The organism is Arcanobacterium hippocoleae (assembly GCF_040360365.1).
GTDB classification, from domain to species: Bacteria; Actinomycetota; Actinomycetes; order Actinomycetales; family Actinomycetaceae; genus Arcanobacterium_A; species Arcanobacterium_A hippocoleae_A.
Map to the genome: position 1 here is coordinate 375,917 of NZ_CP136412.1, position 21,220 is coordinate 397,136.

20 protein-coding genes are annotated in these 21,220 nt (G+C 48.1%); 4 read left to right on the forward strand and 16 right to left on the reverse strand.

Features of this window, described 5'->3' with window-relative positions; translation table 11 throughout:
* Positions 1-165: 165 nt before the first annotated feature.
* The 6 genes from RQN30_RS01900 to RQN30_RS12445 form a co-directional block, all read right to left on the reverse strand.
* The gene (locus RQN30_RS01900; protein WP_353061026.1) at positions 166-630 is read right to left on the reverse strand and encodes a class I SAM-dependent methyltransferase; all 465 of its coding nucleotides are present in this window, start codon (positions 628-630) and stop codon (positions 166-168) included.
* A gap of 5 nt (positions 631-635) precedes the next feature.
* Entirely contained in the window at positions 636-2,495 is a 1,860-nt protein-coding gene (gene lepA, locus RQN30_RS01905) for a translation elongation factor 4 (protein ID WP_353061027.1), read from the reverse strand.
* 244 nt (positions 2,496-2,739) lie between these two features.
* Positions 2,740-3,507 carry an amino acid ABC transporter ATP-binding protein gene (locus tag RQN30_RS01910; protein WP_353061740.1) on the reverse strand — a complete coding sequence of 256 codons (768 nt, stop codon included), beginning with the start codon at positions 3,505-3,507 and terminating at the stop codon, positions 2,740-2,742.
* Between the two features lie 105 nt (positions 3,508-3,612).
* A complete protein-coding gene (locus RQN30_RS01915) occupies positions 3,613-4,263 on the reverse strand; it encodes an amino acid ABC transporter permease (RefSeq protein ID WP_353061028.1) in 651 nt (216 codons plus the stop codon).
* 181 nt (positions 4,264-4,444) lie between these two features.
* Positions 4,445-4,819, reverse strand: coding sequence for a type 2 periplasmic-binding domain-containing protein (locus tag RQN30_RS12440; RefSeq protein ID WP_491608682.1), 375 nt, complete (start codon positions 4,817-4,819; stop codon positions 4,445-4,447).
* Positions 4,819-5,274: a transporter substrate-binding domain-containing protein gene (locus RQN30_RS12445; RefSeq protein ID WP_491608683.1), complete on the reverse strand. Its 456-nt coding sequence runs from the start codon at positions 5,272-5,274 to the stop codon at positions 4,819-4,821. The genes RQN30_RS12440 and RQN30_RS12445 overlap by 1 nt, the downstream gene beginning before the upstream one ends.
* A 794-nt stretch (positions 5,275-6,068) precedes the next feature.
* Here RQN30_RS12445 and galK point away from each other — a divergent pair.
* From galK to RQN30_RS01940, 4 genes are all read left to right on the forward strand, one after another.
* On the forward strand, positions 6,069-7,232 hold the full coding sequence (gene galK, locus RQN30_RS01925; protein WP_353061029.1) for a galactokinase: 1,164 nt from the start codon (positions 6,069-6,071) through the stop codon (positions 7,230-7,232).
* 79 nt (positions 7,233-7,311) lie between these two features.
* Positions 7,312-7,983: a type II toxin-antitoxin system PemK/MazF family toxin gene (locus RQN30_RS01930; RefSeq protein WP_353061030.1), complete on the forward strand. Its 672-nt coding sequence runs from the start codon at positions 7,312-7,314 to the stop codon at positions 7,981-7,983.
* A gap of 303 nt (positions 7,984-8,286) precedes the next feature.
* Positions 8,287-8,553, forward strand: a complete 267-nt coding sequence (rpsT, locus tag RQN30_RS01935) for a 30S ribosomal protein S20 (RefSeq protein ID WP_353061031.1) — start codon at positions 8,287-8,289, stop codon at positions 8,551-8,553.
* 710 nt (positions 8,554-9,263) lie between these two features.
* Positions 9,264-9,398, forward strand: a complete 135-nt coding sequence (locus tag RQN30_RS01940) for a hypothetical protein (protein ID WP_353061032.1) — start codon at positions 9,264-9,266, stop codon at positions 9,396-9,398.
* A 413-nt stretch (positions 9,399-9,811) separates the two neighbouring features.
* On the opposite strand, the gene RQN30_RS01945 is transcribed toward RQN30_RS01940, so the two are convergent.
* From RQN30_RS01945 to holA, 10 genes are all read right to left on the reverse strand, one after another.
* Entirely contained in the window at positions 9,812-10,528 is a 717-nt protein-coding gene (locus tag RQN30_RS01945) for a LacI family DNA-binding transcriptional regulator (protein WP_353061033.1), read from the reverse strand.
* Positions 10,471-10,827: a LacI family DNA-binding transcriptional regulator gene (locus tag RQN30_RS01950; protein WP_353061034.1), complete on the reverse strand. Its 357-nt coding sequence runs from the start codon at positions 10,825-10,827 to the stop codon at positions 10,471-10,473. The genes RQN30_RS01945 and RQN30_RS01950 overlap by 58 nt, the downstream gene beginning before the upstream one ends.
* Before the next feature lie 180 nt (positions 10,828-11,007).
* Positions 11,008-11,946: a carbohydrate ABC transporter permease gene (locus tag RQN30_RS01955; RefSeq protein WP_353061035.1), complete on the reverse strand. Its 939-nt coding sequence runs from the start codon at positions 11,944-11,946 to the stop codon at positions 11,008-11,010.
* A gap of 2 nt (positions 11,947-11,948) precedes the next feature.
* Complete coding sequence (locus tag RQN30_RS01960) at positions 11,949-12,362, reverse strand: carbohydrate ABC transporter permease (protein ID WP_353061036.1); 414 nt, start codon at positions 12,360-12,362, stop codon at positions 11,949-11,951.
* Complete coding sequence (locus RQN30_RS01965; protein WP_353061037.1) at positions 12,359-12,850, reverse strand: carbohydrate ABC transporter permease; 492 nt, start codon at positions 12,848-12,850, stop codon at positions 12,359-12,361. The genes RQN30_RS01960 and RQN30_RS01965 overlap by 4 nt, the downstream gene beginning before the upstream one ends.
* Positions 12,851-13,128: 278 nt before the next feature.
* Entirely contained in the window at positions 13,129-14,178 is a 1,050-nt protein-coding gene (locus RQN30_RS01970; protein ID WP_353061038.1) for an ABC transporter substrate-binding protein, read from the reverse strand.
* 277 nt (positions 14,179-14,455) lie between these two features.
* On the reverse strand, positions 14,456-16,675 hold the full coding sequence (locus RQN30_RS01975; protein WP_353061039.1) for an alpha-galactosidase: 2,220 nt from the start codon (positions 16,673-16,675) through the stop codon (positions 14,456-14,458).
* Positions 16,676-17,098: 423 nt separating this feature from the next.
* Positions 17,099-18,505, reverse strand: a complete 1,407-nt coding sequence (gene pntB / locus RQN30_RS01980) for a Re/Si-specific NAD(P)(+) transhydrogenase subunit beta (protein ID WP_491608684.1) — start codon at positions 18,503-18,505, stop codon at positions 17,099-17,101.
* A 2-nt stretch (positions 18,506-18,507) separates the two neighbouring features.
* A complete protein-coding gene (locus RQN30_RS01985) occupies positions 18,508-20,052 on the reverse strand; it encodes a Re/Si-specific NAD(P)(+) transhydrogenase subunit alpha (protein WP_353061040.1) in 1,545 nt (514 codons plus the stop codon).
* Between the two features lie 206 nt (positions 20,053-20,258).
* Positions 20,259-21,101 carry a DNA polymerase III subunit delta gene (holA, locus tag RQN30_RS01990; RefSeq protein WP_353061041.1) on the reverse strand — a complete coding sequence of 281 codons (843 nt, stop codon included), beginning with the start codon at positions 21,099-21,101 and terminating at the stop codon, positions 20,259-20,261.
* Positions 21,102-21,220: the final 119 nt, after the last annotated feature.

Consider the following 21,220-nt stretch of genomic DNA (forward strand, 5'->3'; position numbering starts at 1 on the left):
CATATTGCTGCCGTCGCTGCCGTGAAGATAAATCGTTATCACATGATTCAGCGCTGCCCGCACCAACGCTATCGCCCGGATTCACCCGCATCTGCGGAGCAAGTTCTGATCCGAACACAATCGGCAGCGCCTGCGCTGCATCCAGCTCAGCAATCCGCACATTTTTCACATCCGCGCCGACGGCATTATGCACACATCTTGCCACGCCCGGAGCCCAAGCCTCAAAAGCCAAAAATTCCAATCAGGATGCGTAAGTGCGCCATGTACTAACTGCTCTCCAGAGCCTGGCCCAATCTCCACCACAAGCGGAGCTGCACGGCCAAAAACCTGATCCAAATCAATTACGGCATCTGGAGAAATTGTCGATACAGCAAAACCGCGCGGAAAATCAAGCGTAAACTCAGCTCCGCGCTGCGCCATCAGCTGCGCGTATTTATCGCCAAGCCGCGAACCGCGCAATGAAAATGAAGTAATCCGCCCATAGTGCGGGTTCTGCTGCGGATTGCGCACATTACCGCATGCTTCCTGCAGCGCAGCTGCTGCTTTACCCGCAGCAGCAGCCGGATTCGGATTCGCGGCGCCAATTCGCGTATTGCCGCCGCTTGCATTATGAAATTCCGCTTCACTCACAGCACTCACTTTTTCTTGCCCTCTGGCATTTCGGAGCTGAGTGCCGCCACAAAAGCTTCTTGCGGTACTTCCACACGCCCAATTGCTTTCATCCGTTTCTTGCCTTCTTTTTGTTTCTCAAGCAGTTTCCGTTTTCGGGAAACATCGCCGCCATAACATTTGGCAAGCACGTCTTTGCGCAGCGCTTTAATAGTTTGGCGTGCAATCACGCGCGTACCGACGGCAGCCTGCACTGGAATCTCAAAGTTTTGCCGCGGAATCAATGCCTTTAGTTTCTCTGTCATTTCCAGCCCGTAACTGTAGGCGAAATCTCGGTGCACAATCGCTGAGAAAGCATCCACGGTCTCATGGTTTAGCAAAATATTTACTTTTACTAAATCTGCGGGCTGCTGTCCGTTTTCTTTATAATCCAGCGAAGCGTAACCCTTAGTCCGGGATTTGAGCTGGTCAAAGAAGTCCGTTACAATTTCCGCCAACGGCAGCACATACCGCAGTTCGACGCGGTCTTGCGAAAGATAATCCATTCCCTGCATTGTGCCGCGCCGGCTCTGGCACAGTTCCATCACCGTACCGACAAATTCCGTTGGCGTAAGCACAGTAGCATCAACTACCGGCTCGCGGATTTCTTTCACTTTCCCTTCGGGAAAATCGCTCGGATTATCCACTTTCACCAGCTCATTCGATTCGGTAATCACTTCATAGTTCACCGACGGCGCCGTCGCAATCAAATCGAGATCAAATTCGCGCGCAAGGCGCTCGGTTACAATTTCCAGATGCAGCAGCCCGAGAAATCCGCAGCGGAATCCGAATCCGAGAGCGACAGAAGTTTCCGGCTCGTAAGTGAGTGCAGCATCATTAAGTTTTAGTTTATCGAGTGCGTCGCGCAATGCCGGATAATCGGATCCGTCGATTGGATAAAGCCCGGAGAATACCATCGGTTTTGGATCCTTGTATCCGGAAAGCGGGTCAGAAGCAGGTTCACGAAAATCCGTAACCGTATCCCCCACACGCGACTGGCGCACATCTTTTACCCCCGTAATCAGATAGCCCACTTCCCCGACGCTAATCCCGTTAGCCGGAATCGGCTCCGGCGAAATTACACCGATTTCGAGCAGTTCATGAGCCTGTTTGGTGGACATCATCTGCACGCGCTGCCGCGGGGTAAGCTTGCCGTCAACCACGCGCACATATGTCACCACACCGCGATACGTATCGTATACTGAATCGAAAATCATTGCCCGCGTTTGTGCATTCGCATCCCCGACGGGAGCCGGAACTTCTGCAACGATTCGGTCAAGCAGTGCTTCTACGCCTTCACCAGTTTTTCCGGATACCCGCAGGACTTCTTCTGGATCACATCCAATCAAATCTGCAAGTTCTTGCGCGTATTTCTCCGGGTTCGCAGCCGGCAAATCGATTTTGTTCAGCACCGGGATAATTGCGAGATCATTTTCCAGCGCCAGATAAAGATTTGCAAGCGTCTGCGCTTCAATCCCCTGTGCTGCATCTACCAGCAAAATTGCGCCCTCGCAGGCGGCAAGCGAACGGGAAACTTCATAGGAAAAATCGACGTGCCCCGGAGTATCAATCATATTCAGCACGAACGGTTCGCCGTTTACCGTCCATGGCATCCGCACAGCCTGGGATTTAATCGTGATTCCGCGCTCGCGTTCAATATCCATCCGGTCAAGATATTGTGCGCGCATATCGCGCTCAGCAATCACTCCGGTAGATTGCAGCATCCGATCCGCCAGCGTGGACTTGCCATGATCGATATGGGCGATAATACAAAAGTTGCGAATCTTTGCAGCTGGCGTGTGAGCCGGTTGAATTGTTTTCAGCTCTTGCGCGGTGGTAGCGGGCACGTTGCTCCTTATTTCTATTTGCTCAGTTTCCAATCACGCAGTGCAGCTATATTCTCGAAAACTGCACTATCGCAAACCGATGGTTCTTCAAGGCGGCGTTGTTTTATCCGCTTGCGGTTAAAAACTAACGACGGCTGCCATTTTGACATTATCTATCTCAAGGCTACCAGCAGCAGCACAAAACTCCGGCACCAAAATCTGAGAAATTGCTGACGGAGCCGGTATTTGGATCGCAGTAAAGTGTTTAGCGCTTATCGCGAAGCTTATGTAAAAATTGGCGTGTCCGATCTTGTTCCGGATGATAAATCAGTTCCTGAGCTGCTCCTTCTTCAAGCACCATTCCGCCGTCCATAAAAACGGCACGGTCAGCGACCTGCGCTGCAAACTCCATCTCATGCGTTACGATTACCATCGTCATTTTTTCGGATGCAAGTGAACGGATAATGCTTAAAATTTCACCTGTCAGTTCAGGATCAAGCGCTGAAGTTGGCTCGTCAAAGTAAAGCATTTTCGGTTTTAGCGCAAGAGCTCGGGCAATCGCTACCCGCTGCTGCTGCCCGCCGGAAAGTTCTGCGGGGTGCGCATTGCCTTTATCGCCAAGATTCATCCGTTCAAGAAGCATCTGTGCTTGCGCCCGCACTTCCGCAGCCGGCCGGCCCTGCACCTTAATTGGTGCGTCACAAAGATTCCGCATTACCGTCCAGTGCGGAAAGAGGTTAAAGTTTTGAAAAACCAGCCCGAAGTCTTTCCGAAACTGCCGTGCATCCCCGGCAGAAATTTTCACGCCGTTTTTCATTTCCAATGCAGTTTCACCGTTGTAACGAATCACCCCGGTATCCATCTGTTCAAGAAAAGTTGCGCAGCGCAAGAGTGTAGATTTCCCGGAACCTGAAGGTCCAAGCACAGCGAGTACTTCACCCTCATGTACTTCCAGATTCACTCCTTTTAGAACATGATTTGCGCCAAAAGATTTTTCAATTCCCACAAGTTCGAGCGTCTTTGTTTTGTTCATCGCACTGCTCACCAATCTACTATGCGTAAAACTCTCTCAAATTCGATCTGATTTTCACGACGATTACTGCTTTTGAACCGTCAAGATATCCGTCGTTATTTGTGTCTAAATTTTGTATGCGCTCACACGCTTCTCAAAATGATCCATTACAAGCGCTACGATCATGTTGAAAATATAATAGAAAATACCGGCAGCAATGAACGGCATCATCGAAGCCTGTGCCGAAGCCATTTGCTTCGCAATCGTAAACATTTCCATGTACGCAATACCGAATGCCAGAGATGTATCTTTTACCAACGTAATAACTTCGTTCGTAATCGATGGCAGCACTGTACGGAACATTTGCGGAAGCTCGATAGTAAAGAATGTGCGCGGGCGTGAATACCCGAGTACAAAAGCTGCTTCTTTCTGCCCGACTGGGATTGCTTGGAAACCGCCGCGGTAGATTTCGGCAAAATAGGCGGCATAGTTAATTGCGAAAGCAATAACGACGGCGTAGAAACGATAATCAGCAGAAATCTGCAGTCCAAAAATATAGTACGGACCGAAATAAACCACCATCAGCTGCAAGATTAGCGGAGTACCGCGCATTACCGAAATATAGAACTGCACCAGCAATCTTAACGGAGCGAACTTTGCCGCACGTCCGCCGTAAACTACGAGTCCAAGCGGAAGCGACAGCACCAAGGTTAATGCAAAAATCACAATCGATTTCAACATGCCGGAGCTAAGCTCAAGCAGACTAGCTATGTCCATGAAATCCTTCAATTCTCAATATTATCGCCAATAGTCACACGTTACCTTGCAATTGCCGCGAAGCCGCTCACAATTACGATAAGTGTGAGAAAGAGAAAACTTACTCCAAGAAACCTTGCTCCCGCCGGGAAACGATTCCGGCAGGAGCAAGGTGAAATCCGATTTTATTTTCAGCGCAGCCTTACTTCAGAATTACGGCGTTTTCAAGCTGATATTTCTCGGCAATCTTCAAGAAAGTTCCGTCTTTCTTCATCTCGTTCAGCGTGTTTTGCACCTGATCGCGGAGCTGTTCATTCCCAAGTTTAAAACCGATTCCGTATTTTTCAGTTTGGAACGGCGGATCCATGATTTCGAACTTATCTGCGCCGCGCTGCTCAATTTGGAATTTCGCTACCCCAAGATCGACGGCGATTGCATCCGCAGCCCCGGATTCAAGCGTCATGAACGCATTGTTATAATCAGGTACTTGCTGCAGCTGTGCGAAGCTCGCTGCCAGTTCAGCATTTGCCGGATCTTCCAGTGCAGTAAGACCTGAAGAATCTGCCTGTACCAGCACTACTTTTCCGGCAAGTGCTTTTTGGTCTTTAATATCAGTATCTTTTTGGTTACAAAAACGATTGAATTATCTACATACGGATCGGAGAAAGCGTACTTATCCTCACGGCCGTTCATCGTAAAACCGTTCCAGATAGCATCAATTGTGCCCGCGTTCAGTTCAGCATCCTTTGTATCCCAGTCGATTGGCTGCGGAACAAATTTCCAGTCGTTTCGTTTCGCTACTTCAGCAGCAAGCTCAATATCGAATCCGGTATATTCTCCGGTCTTCTCATCTTTGTATCCAAATGGAGGGAAGCTTGCGTCGAAACCAACGGTAAAAGTGTCGCCTGCGGATTTTTCAGCATGTGATTGTGCACCTTTTCCAGCGCTCTTGCCGTCCGTAGAATTACATGCGCCAAGCGCAGCTGCCAACAGGATTGCAGCCGTCGCGGCGATAATTTTCTTCAAACCCATCTTCCTCTCCTTTTCTTCTGCTCGTATTTATGGAAATGGACTTTTGAAAGCTGACTGCCTTACATCGAGTTTGCGAACGGATACTGCGATGTGTTTGTATAACCAGATATCCGCAGCATCTGCCGTATTCGAAAATAGCGGCGATGAAAAACAACCAGTTCTCAAACCTTACAACTTTCTGTGAAATTATCTAAATGATTCCAGAAATAGTCTCGCATTATGGGCACTGAACCGAAATGCGGAAATAGAATACTGTTAATCCGGCTGGATTTACTTTCACATAAATTTACGTTTCTGCAAATAAAATGCCAGTAATTTCAACGAAAAACAGTGCATTTCACGGGAGATTTAATCCGGAAAAAATATTTGATTCCGTTCTTTTGGCGTGAAAGCCGCTCCCTAATTAAAAATATAAGTGACTTTTCTCGCAGCAAAGATTATTTTTCAAAATCCCGCGGTTACAAAATGGCGATATCGAAAATATCGAAAATATCGAAAATTGCAATAAAAGTTAACCCTAAAAACAAGTTTCACAATTCTTGATCCGAATCCGTTTCCCGGCTGCCGGCAGCCGGCTATCAACGGGCTGACTCACATTTACAAAATTAATTTTATTGAGATTTTCGGAAATCGAAATATCCACAGAACGTTAAAATTAAACTCAAAAAATATTAAACCCGGCAAAATACTTCAGAGTTTGCACGAACACAGGATACAATACCTACGTAGGTCTAATTCAAGCGGGTACCGCTAACAACAGACTCTCCAAAACAGCAACGATGCAAGGAGCAATTGTGACAACGGTTATTGAGGCACTTTCAGATGAATCCGGTGCAAAGCGCGTCAGCGATTTTTTCAATTCAAGTTTCGGGAAAAAACCTGAAAGTATTTGGGCTGCTCCGGGCAGAGTAAATTTGATCGGCGAGCATATTGACTACAGCGCCGGAATCTGCTTACCAATTGCACTCAACCATTGCACATTTGCCGCATATTCAGCCCGCAGTGACGGCCGGGTCCGTTTAGTGTCTGCACATCAGCCAGACAAACCCTGGGAAGGCACTATTTCCGATGTGATCCTGCCGGAAACTCCGAATTGGGTAAAGTATGCTGCCGGTGCAGCTTATATTCTTGGAATAGAGCAGGGTTTTGATGCTGCTGATGTTACCTGTGTTCCTGCTGGTGCCGGTCTTTCTTCTTCCGCAGCAATCGAATGTGCAATCGGAATGGCCTTGGCGGAACCGCAGACCCAAGCTGAACGCACCGAACTCGCTGCGGCCTGTGTGCGCGCGGAAAATGAAGTTGCAGGTGCGCCGACGGGCGGACTTGATCAATCTGCATCATTGCTGTGCAGTGCCGGAAATGCACTCTTACTTGACTGCAAGACCTGGGAAACGCAGCAGGTACCGTTTGAACTCGCTTCACACGGGCTGGAATTACTTGTGATTGATACCCGTGCTCCGCACAGCCTAAACGACGGGCAATATGCAAAACGCCGCGCAGCTTGTGAAAAAGCTTGCGCAGAACTTGGGATTGAAGTACTTCGCGACGCTGCCGCTGCTGACGTCGCGCGTCTCAGCCCCGAATTACAGCCTTTTGCAAAACACGTGATTGACGAAATTCAACGGGTGAAGGATACTGTCGCTGCCCTGCAGGCAGCGGATTTCGCTGCCGTCGGAAAACTTTTTATCGCCTCGCATAATTCATTGCGCGACGATTACAAGGTTTCTTGCCCGGAACTCGATTTGGCAGTAGCTGCTGCTGTCGAAACTGGTGCGCTCGGCGCACGGATGACGGGCGGCGGTTTTGGCGGCTCAGCGATTGCAATTGTACGTACTGCAGACACTGCGAAAATTATTTCAGCTATCGAAAAAGCATTTGCTGCTGCCGGTTTCAACGAACCGCATTTTCTTCATACGACGGCTGGAGCGGGCGCACGCAGAATTTCGGAAACAGATTAAAACCAGCATCCCGGTAATCGCAATCTGCACAGCGCAGATTGCGATTATCCAGTTAATATTACGCGGTTAAGGAGCAAATATGGGGTTGAAAGAAACCCTGATGAATTTCTCGCGGCGCTATGGAAAATCAATTTTCCGCAGTGCACTTCGAAAAGCGGAAAAAGAACTCCGCCGGCGAATTGCGGATCAGAAAGATTACCGCTGGAATCAGGGCACCAGTTCGGAGCAAAAACCGCACAACCCCAGCTTTGCAGCAAATGCGAACCGTGCACCCAATAGCAATAGGCAGAAACCTGTTAGAAATCTTTACTCGCCGGAGATGCCAAATACGAATGCACACCCGGTAAAATGGGATCTTGCAAAGTACGGACTGCCGCAGCTAACTTACACTCCGGATAATGATAATCTTCCCGATCCAGGAGAAGTTGTGTGGACTTGGGTTCCCTATGAAGAACTAGATGGGCGCGGGAAAGACCGTCCGGTGCTCGTAGTCGCAATGGAAAAAGATTATATTTTCTTTTTGCAAATGACTTCAAAAGACCACGCCAGCGGGAAACTCTACAAAGACGAACACGGGCGCTGGTGGATTGATATTGGCAGCGGCGAATGGGACAAAGCTGGGAGAGCTTCCGAAGTGCGGCTTGATTTACTTTGGATTGTGCACGCTTCGCAAGTGCGCCGGCAAGGTGGAAAATTAGATGCGGCACGGTACCGCAAATTAGCGCAAGCATTGCAGCAGATTCATGGTTAACCGATTGCGAAATCGTTACAGCATAAATTAACCTGCGAGAACTGAGCCGCGAATACGGAAAGTCAGCGCGAAGCGTGAGCAGTTCCACCGTCGGAAAACACTTTTAAAGCTTGGTTCCGGATTCACTGCACTGGTATCATGGTTCCTTGAATTAGCGCGCCTGGTCGGGCGCACTGATTCGGCTCAATACCATAACCACGGGTGTCCCCACGCCTGGCAGTCCGGATTGAGCAACCCCTCACCGACCGTATTCCGCATTCTTCACTCTAGCCAGGGTGCAGAAGCAAATGAAAGAGTTATAAAGTGGCAAACATCAAGTCGCAAAAGAAGCGTATCAAGACCAACGAGAAGCGTCGGATCCGCAATAAGGCTTACAAGTCTGAGCTAAAGACCCTCGTTCGTAAGACACGCGAAGCTATCGCAGCAGGTGACGCAGAAGTTGCTGAAAAGGAACTTCGCGCAGCAGCTCGCAAGCTCGACAAGGCAGTTTCGAAAGGCGTAATTCACAAGAACCAGGCTGCTAACCGCAAGTCGAAGCTTGCGAAGCAGGTGGCTGCACTCGCAAAGTAACTTTTTAGTTACCGCGTATCTGCGTTCTATCGAAACATATTGACACAAACTCACTGGGTTGAAACTTTTGTTTCAACCCAGTTTTGCATCTATTTCTTATCTGATTAAAGGATTTTTGGCGCTTATCCCGGGATTTTCACATTTTTATTTGCGTTGCTCCAGCCGATATTAGCTGCATGAATTAATAATGTGCACCGCTCTTTTCAGTTGGGTCTAATTTAGCCGAATCGAGTTTAGCCGATTCCAATTTAGCCAGATCCAGTTTAGCTGGGTCCAAGCGGTGTTTTTGCACAGCGGTCAAGCTTGATCTATGCAAAAATACCGCTTTCCACCCAAACAAAAACCAGCTTCATTGCACCAACCCAAGCAATCAATCCGCGGCACCGCGCAATCAGATAGCGAGGACTCATTCTCATCACGTAAGTGATGGCAAAAAGTCAGGTTTATTACGTAACTAGTGGCAAGAACTCACTTCACTACGTAACTAGTGGCAGGAAATGGAAAATTTTACGTAACTGATGGCAAGAACTCACTTCACTACGTAACTAGTGGCAGGAAATGGAAAATTTTACGTAACTGATGGCAAGAACTCAGGCTGTAATTATCACCGTCGAAAATACTTGCGTTTGCGCAGGTCAAAAGCTCGCGATAACGACGGGATTGCCGGCGCTAATCAAAACAGTCTATTTCGCCACCAGTTACGTTAAAAAATGCCAATCTTTCCATCACTTGCGTTAGTTCAGGTAAATCCTGCCACCACTTACGTGGTCGCACAAGTACTTTGCCGTCAGTTACGTCAGCCGATGCCCGCGGTACAAACAAAATCTGCATCGCCTTTTACTTAGGTCCAGTTTAACCGGTTCCAATCAGCAAAAACCATCCCAGACCGATACCCACACCGCAGATGCTATACCCTCAGAATCAAGCAGCACATGAGGAATCCCGGATTAGTTGTGAATTAACAAAAGCGATGTTGTACGCATCCTAGGCCGCGGATTATATGTAGGAATTCGATTCAAAACCGATGCATCTACAGATACGTCACTGAAAACTGCGCCGAGTTCTTTACCAATCACAACGCAAACAACCATAACCACAAGGATAAAATCCGTTAAGACATAGCCGCACTAGAACCTATCCAAAAACACCGTGGAATCCCTATCCAAAAAGCCACTAGACTCCCTGCCCAATAAGTGAAGTGATAGGACTCCGTGTCCAAAATGTCCATGGACATAACAAATACACCTAAATACAGTACCTAAATACACCCACACGAAGCAGCGGGAACAAGCTTCACCGGAAATTTCTGCAATCCCGACGGTAATTCTGCACCAGATTCCGCAACCAATATCCGCACAATAAAATCGACCATTTCGTGAATTGGCTGCGCCAAAGTTGCAAGCGCCGGAGCCGCATATTTCCCTAATCCAATCCCGTCGAAACCAATTAAAGCTGCCTGCTCTGGAATGTGCACATTATTTTCCCGCAACGCACGCAAAAACCCAAAAGCAATCGAATCAGAAAAGCAAAAAATGCCGTCGGCATAATCTACGCCGCCGCGGGAAAGATATTCAATCCCAGCCTGATATCCGCCATCCATATTCCACTCGCAAATAATTGGTGTTACTGCCGGTAAAGATGCATCTTTCACCGCCTGCAAATAACCAGTGTAGCGATTATTCTCATCGCCGCGGGTGAATTCGCCAAACACTGGAACAATCTGCCGCCGCCCATGTGCAATAAGATGCTGAGTGCATTTTACACCGCCGTCGATAAAATCTGCCCCCACCGTCAAAAATCCTGGAAGCTCCCGCTGTCGGTCCATCATCGCCACTGGAACTGGAAATTTTGCCTCGCGCCACTGTGAATCAGGAATTGAAGACATCAGCACCACCAGAAAATCAATCCCGCGCGAAACTAATTCATTTGCCGCATTCCACTCTTGTGCTGCCGAATCGTGAACATTTGCCAGCAAGGTGGAAAACCCTCACGTTGAAAACGCTGATCCAGATCACGAACCACCCAGGAATGAAACGGCTCAACAACATCCGGAACCAAAATCCCGACTGTGGAAGTCTTCCCAAGTTTCACTGCCCGCGCAAGCGCATTCGGACGATACCCGAGCTTTTCAATCGCAGCCAACACTCGTTTGCGGGTCTGCTCAGCCACCGGACGCGGACCGTCGTTAATCACATAACTAACGACCGCGGTTGAAACACCCGCAAGGTGCGCCACATCTTTGCGGGTAACTCTTCCGCTTTGTTCGGCTGCCACAGCATCTCCTATGTTCGACCTTTACAAATCGCGCACATCAGGATTAACGTTTTTGCAAATAATCCTGCAGCGCAAAACACCCGGTTTCTATCTTAATAGAGAAACAGCACGATAAAATACCGCTGCCGGAAACCCGCAAACATGCACTTGCACCGCTTCGGCGCAGCTTCCGATAAACAGCTATTTTACTGCTCCTGCAAGCATTCCTTTGATGAAATATTTTTGCAGGAAAAGATACGCCGCTAACACTGGAATCACTCCGAGGAACGAAGCTGCAATTGCCGCGTTCACATTTGCTCCCGCCGCTCCAAAGAATGCGGCGATTGCCGGCGCAAGAGTACGCAAATCATTTTGCGTCATAATATAACCAGAGAGGGCAAACTCATTCCAAACCGTAGTTCCAGTCAAAATAACGACGGTAATCGTCACCGGTTTCAACAGCGGCAGCACAATCGAAATGAATGTGCGCAGTGTTCCGGCACCATCAATCATCGCCGCTTCCTCAAGACTTTTCGGAATCCCGCGCAGCGACTGCGTATAAAGGAAAATTGCTTGCGGCAGCGCACCGGCAACCAGCGGGAAAATCAAACCAAAGTACGTGTTCATTAAACCGAAACTCTTTAACAAGCGAATTAACGGCACAAGAATTGCAAGCGACGGAATCATCATCACTGCAAGCGTGCCGAGCAAAATCAGCTTGTTGAAACGAGTTTGCCTGCGTGCCAACGGATAGGAAGCAAGCGCACCCAAAATCACGACAAGAACAGTTGCAATTACCGTCACAATTGCCGTATTCAGTACTGCTTGCCAAATTCCTCCGCGTTCAATTGCAATCTGATAATTTTCAATAGTAACACTGCCGAAAGGAACTGCCCATGCTGTCGAAAGATCACGCGCACCCTTAAAAGAAGCAACCAAACCCAAATAGAATGGAATCAACTGTATTAAACAGACGAAAAGTAAAATTACGACGGCAAGTTTCGATGTTCCAACACGTTTTGATGTGCTGATCCGTTTTGGATTTGCGATACGTTTCTTGATTCGATTATTCACGGCAGCTTCGGCGTCTTCCGTTATTTCAATATGTTCTGCTGCTTCGATATATTCCGATTTTTGCATGGCTACATTCCAATCCGTCGTGCACGCCGATTCAGCCAGATATTAGTAATTACGGTAAAAGTAATAATGATTAAGAAAAGTGCCGCGCCTTGTGCTGCCGCATATCCGGCAGCTTGTGAACCAAAATAGGTCTTCCCAATAAGAGTTGAAACAGAGTTCGTATCGTAACCCGGTCCGCCGTCGGTAAGAACTTTGATAATGTCGTAAAGTTTCAATCCGCCAATCAGATTAATCACCACGGAAGCGGCAAAAGCCGGGTGCAGCATCGGCCAGGTAATATTCGTAAACCGCTGCCACGAATTTACACCGTCAAGCTGAGCAGCTTCGTATATTTCCTGCGGAATTGCCTGTAATCCCGCAAGATAAATAATCATTGATACACCCATGAATTGAAACGAATTAATAAATACAATCACCGCGATTGCCGCTGAGGAATTTGAAAGAAAAGCTGCCGGCTCTCCCCAAAGAATTCCAAAACGCCATTTAATCCGCCTTGCCGATAGCGGAAAATTAAGTAATAAAACGTGCCCATTACAACTGGTGAAATAAGCACTGGAAGATAGACTACTGCGCGGATTAAATTTGCTGCTTTCCCTGAACGGTCAAGCAAAATCGCCAGAAAAAGACCCATTATTTGTTGGATTACCGTCGAACCAACACCGAAAATAAAAGTGTTGATTACAGCTTTACGAAAATTTGCATCTGCAAATAGCAGCAGATAGTTGCTGAAACCGACATTTCCATAGGCAGGAGAATACCCGTCCCAGTTCGTAGTTGAGAGCAGCACGCCTTGCACTACCGGCCAAACGAGAAATACTGCAAAAACCGTTAAAGCAGGCAAATACATTAAGTTAATTGATGCACCCTGAAATCTTTTCCGAAAGCTGACTGCACTTTTCTTCATCTTCAGACCTTAAAAAATTTGTTATACCGCAGAACGGCAGGAACAGTTCATGGCAGAACAGTTCACAACGGAACAGTTCACGGCAGAACAAAACTGAAAAATCTTCGCCGGCTGCGAATTTAATTTCCTTCGCGGTATCTGCAGCGCGAATTTGCAGATACCGCATCAGGATTAATTTGTGTAACTTTTCCCGGCAGCTAAACTCGGAAGTCATTTCTTACTTGGAACATTTTTCCGCAGAACGAGTTTGCTGCCAGCGCTGGATACTTTACTAATAGCTATTTCTGCTGTTCGGAAAGAGCTTGATAATGATCAAATAACTGTTTTGCCGCATCAGCCGAAGATAGCTGTCCCGTAATAACCCCATCTGAACTTTTCACGATTGTGTCCCACATTCCGCCGGGCAGATATACGCGATCAAAGAACGGCTTGGTTGGGAATTTGCCAGAAGTTACATATTTATCAATCGAGGGCTGAATCTTGCCCAAATCAACTTTCGCATTAGCAAGTCCGGAATCAGCTGCAAGCGCCTGCAGCATTTTCACTGCATTTTTCGGCTCGGCAATAAAGTTTACGAACTTAATCGCAAGCTCTTTGTTCGCTGATGTTTTGGAAACACCGTAGGTATTATTCCCTTCACCGCCAACGACGAACGGATCAACACCAGGAATCGGAATAAACCCTAAATCTGCTTCGGAATTGTATTCCAAAGCAGTGGCAAGTACTGAAGTGTTTTCTGCACCGAAAGCCGCCGAGCCGTCGGCAAGCTGCCGCGCCACATCATCAACGCTTGCAGAGGAATAATCCGGATTAAACCAGTGCCGCTTCTGCCATTTTTCAAGCCGGTCGCTTACACCTTTCTGCCATAATGCAGTATCGAATTCGGCCTTCTGGAACTTTTCATTTTCCGCGGCTGTGAATTGCCCTGAAGCAATGAAGTTTGCAAGATTTCCTGATCCTTGTTCTTTCCCAGCGACGGCAAGCGGAATCTTCCCGATTTCCTTTACCGCTGCAAGAGCCTGATCGAATCCTTCCCAAGTGGAAAGTGCAGCAGGATCAACTCCTGCTTCTTTCAAAACTTTGTGGTTTACAAGGAAACCTGTAGCTGAATATTCAAGCGGCAGCGCATAGATATGCCCATCTTGATCAAACATGATGTCTTTCAATCCCGGTTTGACTTCTTTCACCCACGGTTGTGAATCCAACGGTTCAAGGAATGGTGCGTAACGCATTACCGACCATCCGTGCGTTGAGAACACGTCTGGAACTGATTCGGATGCCATTTTCACTTTCATATCGTCTTCGAAAGTTGCGGTTGCTGTAACCAAGTTAATTTTCGCCGATTCTTTTCTTCGAAATCAGCCACGATTTTCTTCATCGCAGCTTCTTGCGGTGAACCGCTCGCCATCGAAAGGAAAACATCGAGTTCTTTGCCAGCGCCCTTTTCTGAATTGCCCGAACCTGCTGTATTTGTACAGCCTGCAAGCGCGAACGCAGCAGCTGCAAAACAGCTATCGCTGAGCTGATTTTCTGTATATTCATTTCCGACTCCTTTGTCATTCGTGTTTTTATTTTGGTTATTATTCAGTTTTGTTTTATTTGGATTCAGTTTTCTTCTGCTCTGACTTCAAATATCAGCGACTGCTCCGGATATATTCGCGGCACCTGCACTCCGGCAGATCCAAGAATCTCACCAGTTGTCACGATTCCGGAATAGTTTTTCCCGTCGGCAGCACCAAACCATGGCGGTGCAGCCAGACCTGCTGGAGGAATACCAATAATGATTGGCCGCAGCCGATAATGCTTCTGCGGATTTAATCCCGCAAAACGGATTCTTCCGCGCGGAGAGACCGGAGCGCGGCCGCAGGTAGTGAGCTGGAAAATTCCGCGATTACCGTCTGCAGCAACTACTCCATGTAAGCTCAATGTCGGATCTGGCGTATTGCAGCGAACTACCGTACCTCGATGCAAAAAAGCGCGATTCTTTTTGTAAAAATCAATCCATTCGGCTAACTCGCAGCGCTCTTTTTCCGAAGCAGAAAGAATATCCCATTCAATTCCGAAACTGCCGAAAATAGCTGTGCCTGCCCGCATTGAAAGCGGCGAATAACGCCCAGTGGTATGTGAAAAAGGTGAGGCGACATGCGCGCCAAGCAATTCGGGCGGAGCAATCTGTGCATAGGCGCGCATCATTGGAAGCCGCTCCACCGGATCAATACAATCTGACGCCCAGAAACGATCAGTATGCTGCAAGATTTCAAGATCTACGCGCGCACCTCCAGAAGAACACGATTCGATTTCAAGATGCGGATGACGGCTTTTTAACTCATCAAGCAACCGATAGAGAGCTAATGTTTGCGCATGTATTGCCGCTGCACCATCACGCAGCATACTCCCGGCTTCAATCAGATCACGGTTATGATCCCATTTAATAAAAGCAATTCGATATTCAGATATCAGTGCATCAATACGCGCAAGCACGTAGGAATATGCTTGCGGAACAGTTAAATTCAGCACTTGCTGATTGCGCCATTGCACAGGTAAATCTGTACTATTTGCCGCACCTTGTGCAGCAAGAATCCACTCTGGGTGAGCACGCGCGAGTTCAGAATCCTCATTTATCATTTCCGGTTCCAGCCATAAACCGAATTCCATCCCCAATTTATGCACATAATCAACCAGCGGGGTGAGTCCGTTCGGCCAAATGTCTGGATCAGGATACCAATCGCCAAGCCCAGCAGAATCATTACGCCGGCCAAGAAACCATCCATCGTCAAGGACAAATCGTTCAACTCCGAGTGCTGCTGCGGCTTTTGCCAGCTCCTGCAGCTTCTGCAAATCGTGATTGAAATAAACTGCTTCCCAAACATTAAGCGTAACCGGGCGCGGTTTTTGCGGATGATTTTCCCGTGCACGAAACCAGCTTTGTACTTGCTGCGCCGCATCATCAAGACCGTTCGCGTAACACGCATAAAACCACGGAGTGTTATAGGACTCGTTTTTATTTAGGATGATTTCTCCTGGTGCAAGAATTTCAGCGGCGCCAATCACCTGGATTCCGTTGAGCATTTTTTCAACCCAGACGCGATGATTCCCGGACCATGCATTATGCAAGCCCCAAATTTCACCTTTTTGATAATCGAATCCTTTTTCCCCGACGAATGTGAATCCCGGAGCATCAAATCCAGTGCGTCCATGCCGTCCTTCACGCATTCTGCATCCAATATTTACCGGTGTCCGCTGTTCAGTACGTTCTTTTCCCCAGCGCCCGGCAGTGTCAAGAATTTCGTTTGCCGTCAATGGCAGCGGAAGCGCAACACCCAGTTCCTGGAGATGATATTGCGAAGCAGCAAGATTTTTCAGGCAGCAGCGAATCCGCCATGGACCTTCGGAAAATATCTCAATTTCGTAGCGAAGTTCGAGTGCAGATTGTGCAGATTGTGCAGTTATTACGATTTTCCCGGTTGAAATCTGCAGGAAAGTTCCATCATTAGCGGTATTTACATCATTAGACGTGTGTCCAAAGTCAGTAAGCTGAAACCGCGGGCTCCAATCAGCTCCCGCACCGCGAAAACCGCTGAAAGCTGTATGCCCCGGCCACCAGCTGCTCTCAAGCGGAGTGATTCCATAACGTTCAATCCCGTTAGGCTGGTTCCCATCTGCTGCTTCGCGGTTAGCAGCAACAAGTGCTGTAATATCTTCCTGTTTTGAAGCAGCCAGCGGCTTTCCCCAGTATGCGATGCGCGGCAATCCGGGAAGGGATAAATCAAAAACAATTGATATTCGGCTGGTACAAACGTGTACGACGGATGGAATCATTGCCATAAATACTCCTCAATCCACATTGATTTTCTGGATTCTATTTGGCTGTTTTCGCGATTTCGTAGATAGGGTGTTTCGTGCCAAACACCCTATCTACTCGTGTAGATAAATAGAGTCTATACGAGTAGATAAATTATTTCAAGCATTTTGAAAAACTTTTTCGCTTTGAAATACATTCAAGAAAATAAAGCGGTCCCGCATCCAGCCGCAGCTGCAAATCACGGCCGCAGCACCCGCATCGCGAAACCGAAAATCCCGAAACCAGAAAACCAGCTGAGGCTTGATTTATCAAAAACCAAGCCTCAGCTAATCGCAAGAATTCAATTGTTCCGCAAAGCTTCCCGTACCAAATACGCAAATATCAAATGCAGAAAACGGAACAAAAAGCAAAATATTTTCCAAACTAAAGCGCTTGCAGGATCTCCGTTACCGAATCTTTCGCATCCCCCAGCAGCATCTGCGTGTTCTCGTGAAAAAGAGCGGATTTTGCACACCGGCATAGCCGGCATTCCCCATTGACCGTTTAAAAACCACCACATTTTGTGCTTCCCAAACTTTCAGCACCGGCATTCCCGCTATTGGCGATCCCGGTTCTTCTGCAGCCGGATTAACTGTGTCATTTGCACCAATTACCAGCACAACATCAATATCGGCGAAATCATCATTCACTTCATCCATTTCAAGCACAATGTCATACGGCACCTTTGCTTCTGCCAGCAGCACATTCATATGCCCAGGCAGACGCCCCGCAACCGGATGAATTCCGAAAGTAACTTCCACCCCTGATTCACGCAGCCGTGAAGTTAAAGCAGCAACCGGATACTGCGCCTGCGCCACCGCCAGGCCATACCCGGGAGTAATCATCACTTTGCGCGCGCCTTTAAGCATCTGTGCAACTTCTGCCGCATTCGTTTCACGATGCTCACCGTAGTCATGTTCCTCCCCGCCGCTGACCGCATCATTACCGAAACCGCCAAGAATCACCGAAACAAACGAACGATTCATCGCTTTGCACATAATATAACTTAGATATGCACCGGAAGAACCAACCAAGGCACCCGTAATAATCAGCAGATCATCACCCATTGTGAATCCAGCCATCGCAGCAGCCCAACCCGAATAAGAATTCAGCATCGAAACCACCACCGGCATATCTCCGCCGCCGATTGCCGCCACCAAATGCAGACCAAGCGCAAGGGAAATCAACGTCAATAAAATCAATGGGAAAAGTCCCATTCCAATCGACCGTGTGGATGCAAACCAAATAATCAGCAAAATTGCCATCACAATTGCGCCGAGATTCATCCAGTTACGGTACGGCAAAGTAAGCGGCTTTCCGCTAATTTTCCCGGAAAGTTTTAAGAAAGCCACAATCGAACCGGTGAAAGTAACTCCGCCGATAAACACCGCCAAACCAACTTCTCCCATATGAAAAGCATTATCAGGCGAATTAGACCCAGGCACACTGATAAACGAGTTATACCCAACAAAAACTGCAGCAAGACCAACAAAAGAATGCAGCAGCGCAATCAGTTCCGGCATCCCCGTCATTTCAACTTTCAGTGCTTTATAAACACCAATCGCACCGCCAATAGCCATCGCTACAATAATCAGGAACAATGAAAGCGACCACTGCGCATCAAAAGCAATTACGAACAGAATCGCGGCAAACACCGCCATCCCCATGCCGGCAATTCCCGCATAGTTCCCGCCCCGCGCACTCTCCTGCTTCGAAAGCCCAGCAAGCGCTGCAATAAAAAGTAATGCCGCAACAATATAAGCAAGAGTTGAGAATGAGTGCGCAAACGCTTGAAAACCGGTAAAATATCCCATTCCTATTCACTCCTCTGGAACATCTTCAGCATTCGATTTGTCACAGCAAATCCGCCGAATATATTAATTGAAGCAATCACAATTGCGATAAAAGCAAAAATCTTAATTGCGGGAGAATTGATTGGCAGCTGCACTAATGCGCCCACAACGATAATGCCGGAAATAGCGTTCGTTACCGACATCAACGGAGTGTGCAGCGAATGCGTTACATTCGTAATCACGTAGAAGCCGACAATTACTGCAAGCGCGAAAACAATAAAATGTGAAGCCATCGCAGGAGGCGCCGTCATAATCAAAATTGCAAAAATAAAACCAGCAAGAAGTTTCCACCAGTTACGCACAATCCACGGTTTTGGCGCTGCCTGTGCTGCTTCGGCAACTTTATTTTCTTTCAGCGAATCCGGCTCCTGCCGCTTTTGCACCGCTGAGACTTTTACCGGCGGCGGAGGGAAAAGAATCTCGCCATCAAAAGTTGCAACCATCTGGCGGACGATTTCATCATTGAAATCGAGAGTCAGCAGCCCATCTTTTTCCGGAGTGACAAGCTTGAAGAAGTTTACCAAATTCTGGCCGTAAAGCTGCGAAGCCTGCGCTGGAAGCCGCCTGGCTAAATCAGTATAGCCAATAATTTTCACACCGTTATCAGTTGTGACAACCTGACCCGGAATAGTCAGTTCACAATTCCCTCCGTTTGCCGCCGCCATATCCACGATTACCGTACCGGGATTCATATTGGCGACGGCAGCACTATCAAGCAATACCGGCGACTTACGGCCCGGAATATTTGCCGTCGTAATCACAACATCAGATTTTGCAGCCTGCTGCGCATACAGCTTCGCAGCAATAGCTGCCTGGTCGGTGCTCATCTCCGTCGCGTACCCATCAGCAGATTCTTGCGCCGGAGCTGGGATTGCCACAAAATTTGCACCCATTGATTCAACCTGTTCAGCCGTTTCACTGCGGACATCAGTAGCATTAACAATCGCACCCATCGAATTTGCAGTGCCGATTGCTGCCAGCCCAGCTACTCCTGCCCCAATTACATAGACAGTGGCCGGCGGCATTTTACCTGCTGCAGTTACTTGCCCCGTGAAAAGCCGCCCGAAATGATTAGCTGCTTCGATTACCGCACGATATCCGCCGATATTTGCCATCGAAGAGAGGACATCCATTGATTGCGCCCGCGAAATTCGCGGCACCATATCCATTGCTAATCCAATAATTCTGCGTTCGCGCAAAGCTTCCAGCGTCTGTTGGTTCCGCCCGGGAGCCATCCGGCAAATCAATGTTGCGCCAGCACTCATCCGATCAAGGCAATCAAGCGGCGGAGTATCAAGCGCAAATACAATATCCGCTTCCCAAACCTGTTCATCCACTATTTCCGCACCCGCAGCTTCATACTGCACATCGAGGAAACTGGCTCGTTCTCCGGCACCATGTTCTACGGCAACTTCATATCCGAGTTTAATCAGTTTCTCGACGGTATCTGGAGTTGCGGCAACGAGCGTCTGCCCGTCAATGCGTTCACGAGGTACCCCTATTCGCACCTTTGCTCCTTAATTCGCCGTTATCTGGTTTAGTTTCAATCTAGCCTATGCTTTGATTCACAAAAAGTCACAATATTCTGACCTCGCAATAAGCCTACTAAACACTCTCAGAGTAGTCTATTTCACAGCGAAAGAGCGATATATTTTCCGAAACTGATTTGAAATTTTCACAATTATCATCAGCTTCACAGATTAAGCGGCGAAAGCTATTTCATCCGACGCGCCCGCCCAATTGCAAGAATCGCGCGCTCAACAGCATAAGCAGGATCCCGCGACCCGCCTTTCACATCAGCATCTGCGCGTGCAATTTCCTGGATTGCTCTGCCTAAGCCAGCTGCCTGCCAACCGCGTAATTCACGCTTTGCCCGATCAATCTGCCACGGAGCAAGGGAAATCTTGTAGTCAAGGCGGGCCGAACGCATTCCCAATACACAAGCAAGCGTGCGGAACTTAAAAGCAAGCGCTGCCACGATCGCCGGACCGCTTACACCAGTAGCCATTGCATGACGGCTCATCTGCACAGCCTTCGCAATATCACCAATCACTACTGAATCTGCGACATTGTATCCAGTAGCTTCGATTCTCCCCGCGAAATACCGATTCACATCAGCTTCGGAAATTTTTCCGGGAATATCTGCGAGAAGTTGATTTGCTGCCGCAAGCAGTTCCCGTAAATCTGATCCGAGTGCGTCCACTAACGCGTTTACCGCTTGCGGATCGATAACCCGTTTCTTCCGATTCACGTCATCTTGCACTGCCCGTGCTTTATCCGCTGCGCTTTTTACTTTTAAAATTTCAACTCGCGGCACTTTTTCTTTTTCAGTGCAGCAATCATTTTTTCCGCGCTGCCCGCCGTTATGACGGAGAATCAGGCAAACATCAGGTTCGGGATTCCGAATGTAAGTAGTTATCTCATCACTAAGCTGGGTATTTGTTTGCTCAAGATGCGGCACATAGATTGCACGCGGTTCGCCAAACAGGGAGGGCGTGGTGAGCATTGCGAGTTCTCCCGAGTGATAACTCGCTGCATCAATCTGTGTAATCTCCACATTCGGATTTTTTCGCGAAGCTTTGCACGAAGATTTTCATATACGCGGTCTGCATACACTGGTTCATCGCTTTGAATTAGAACAACAGGTGCCGGATTTAGTGCGTATTTTTCTGCCAT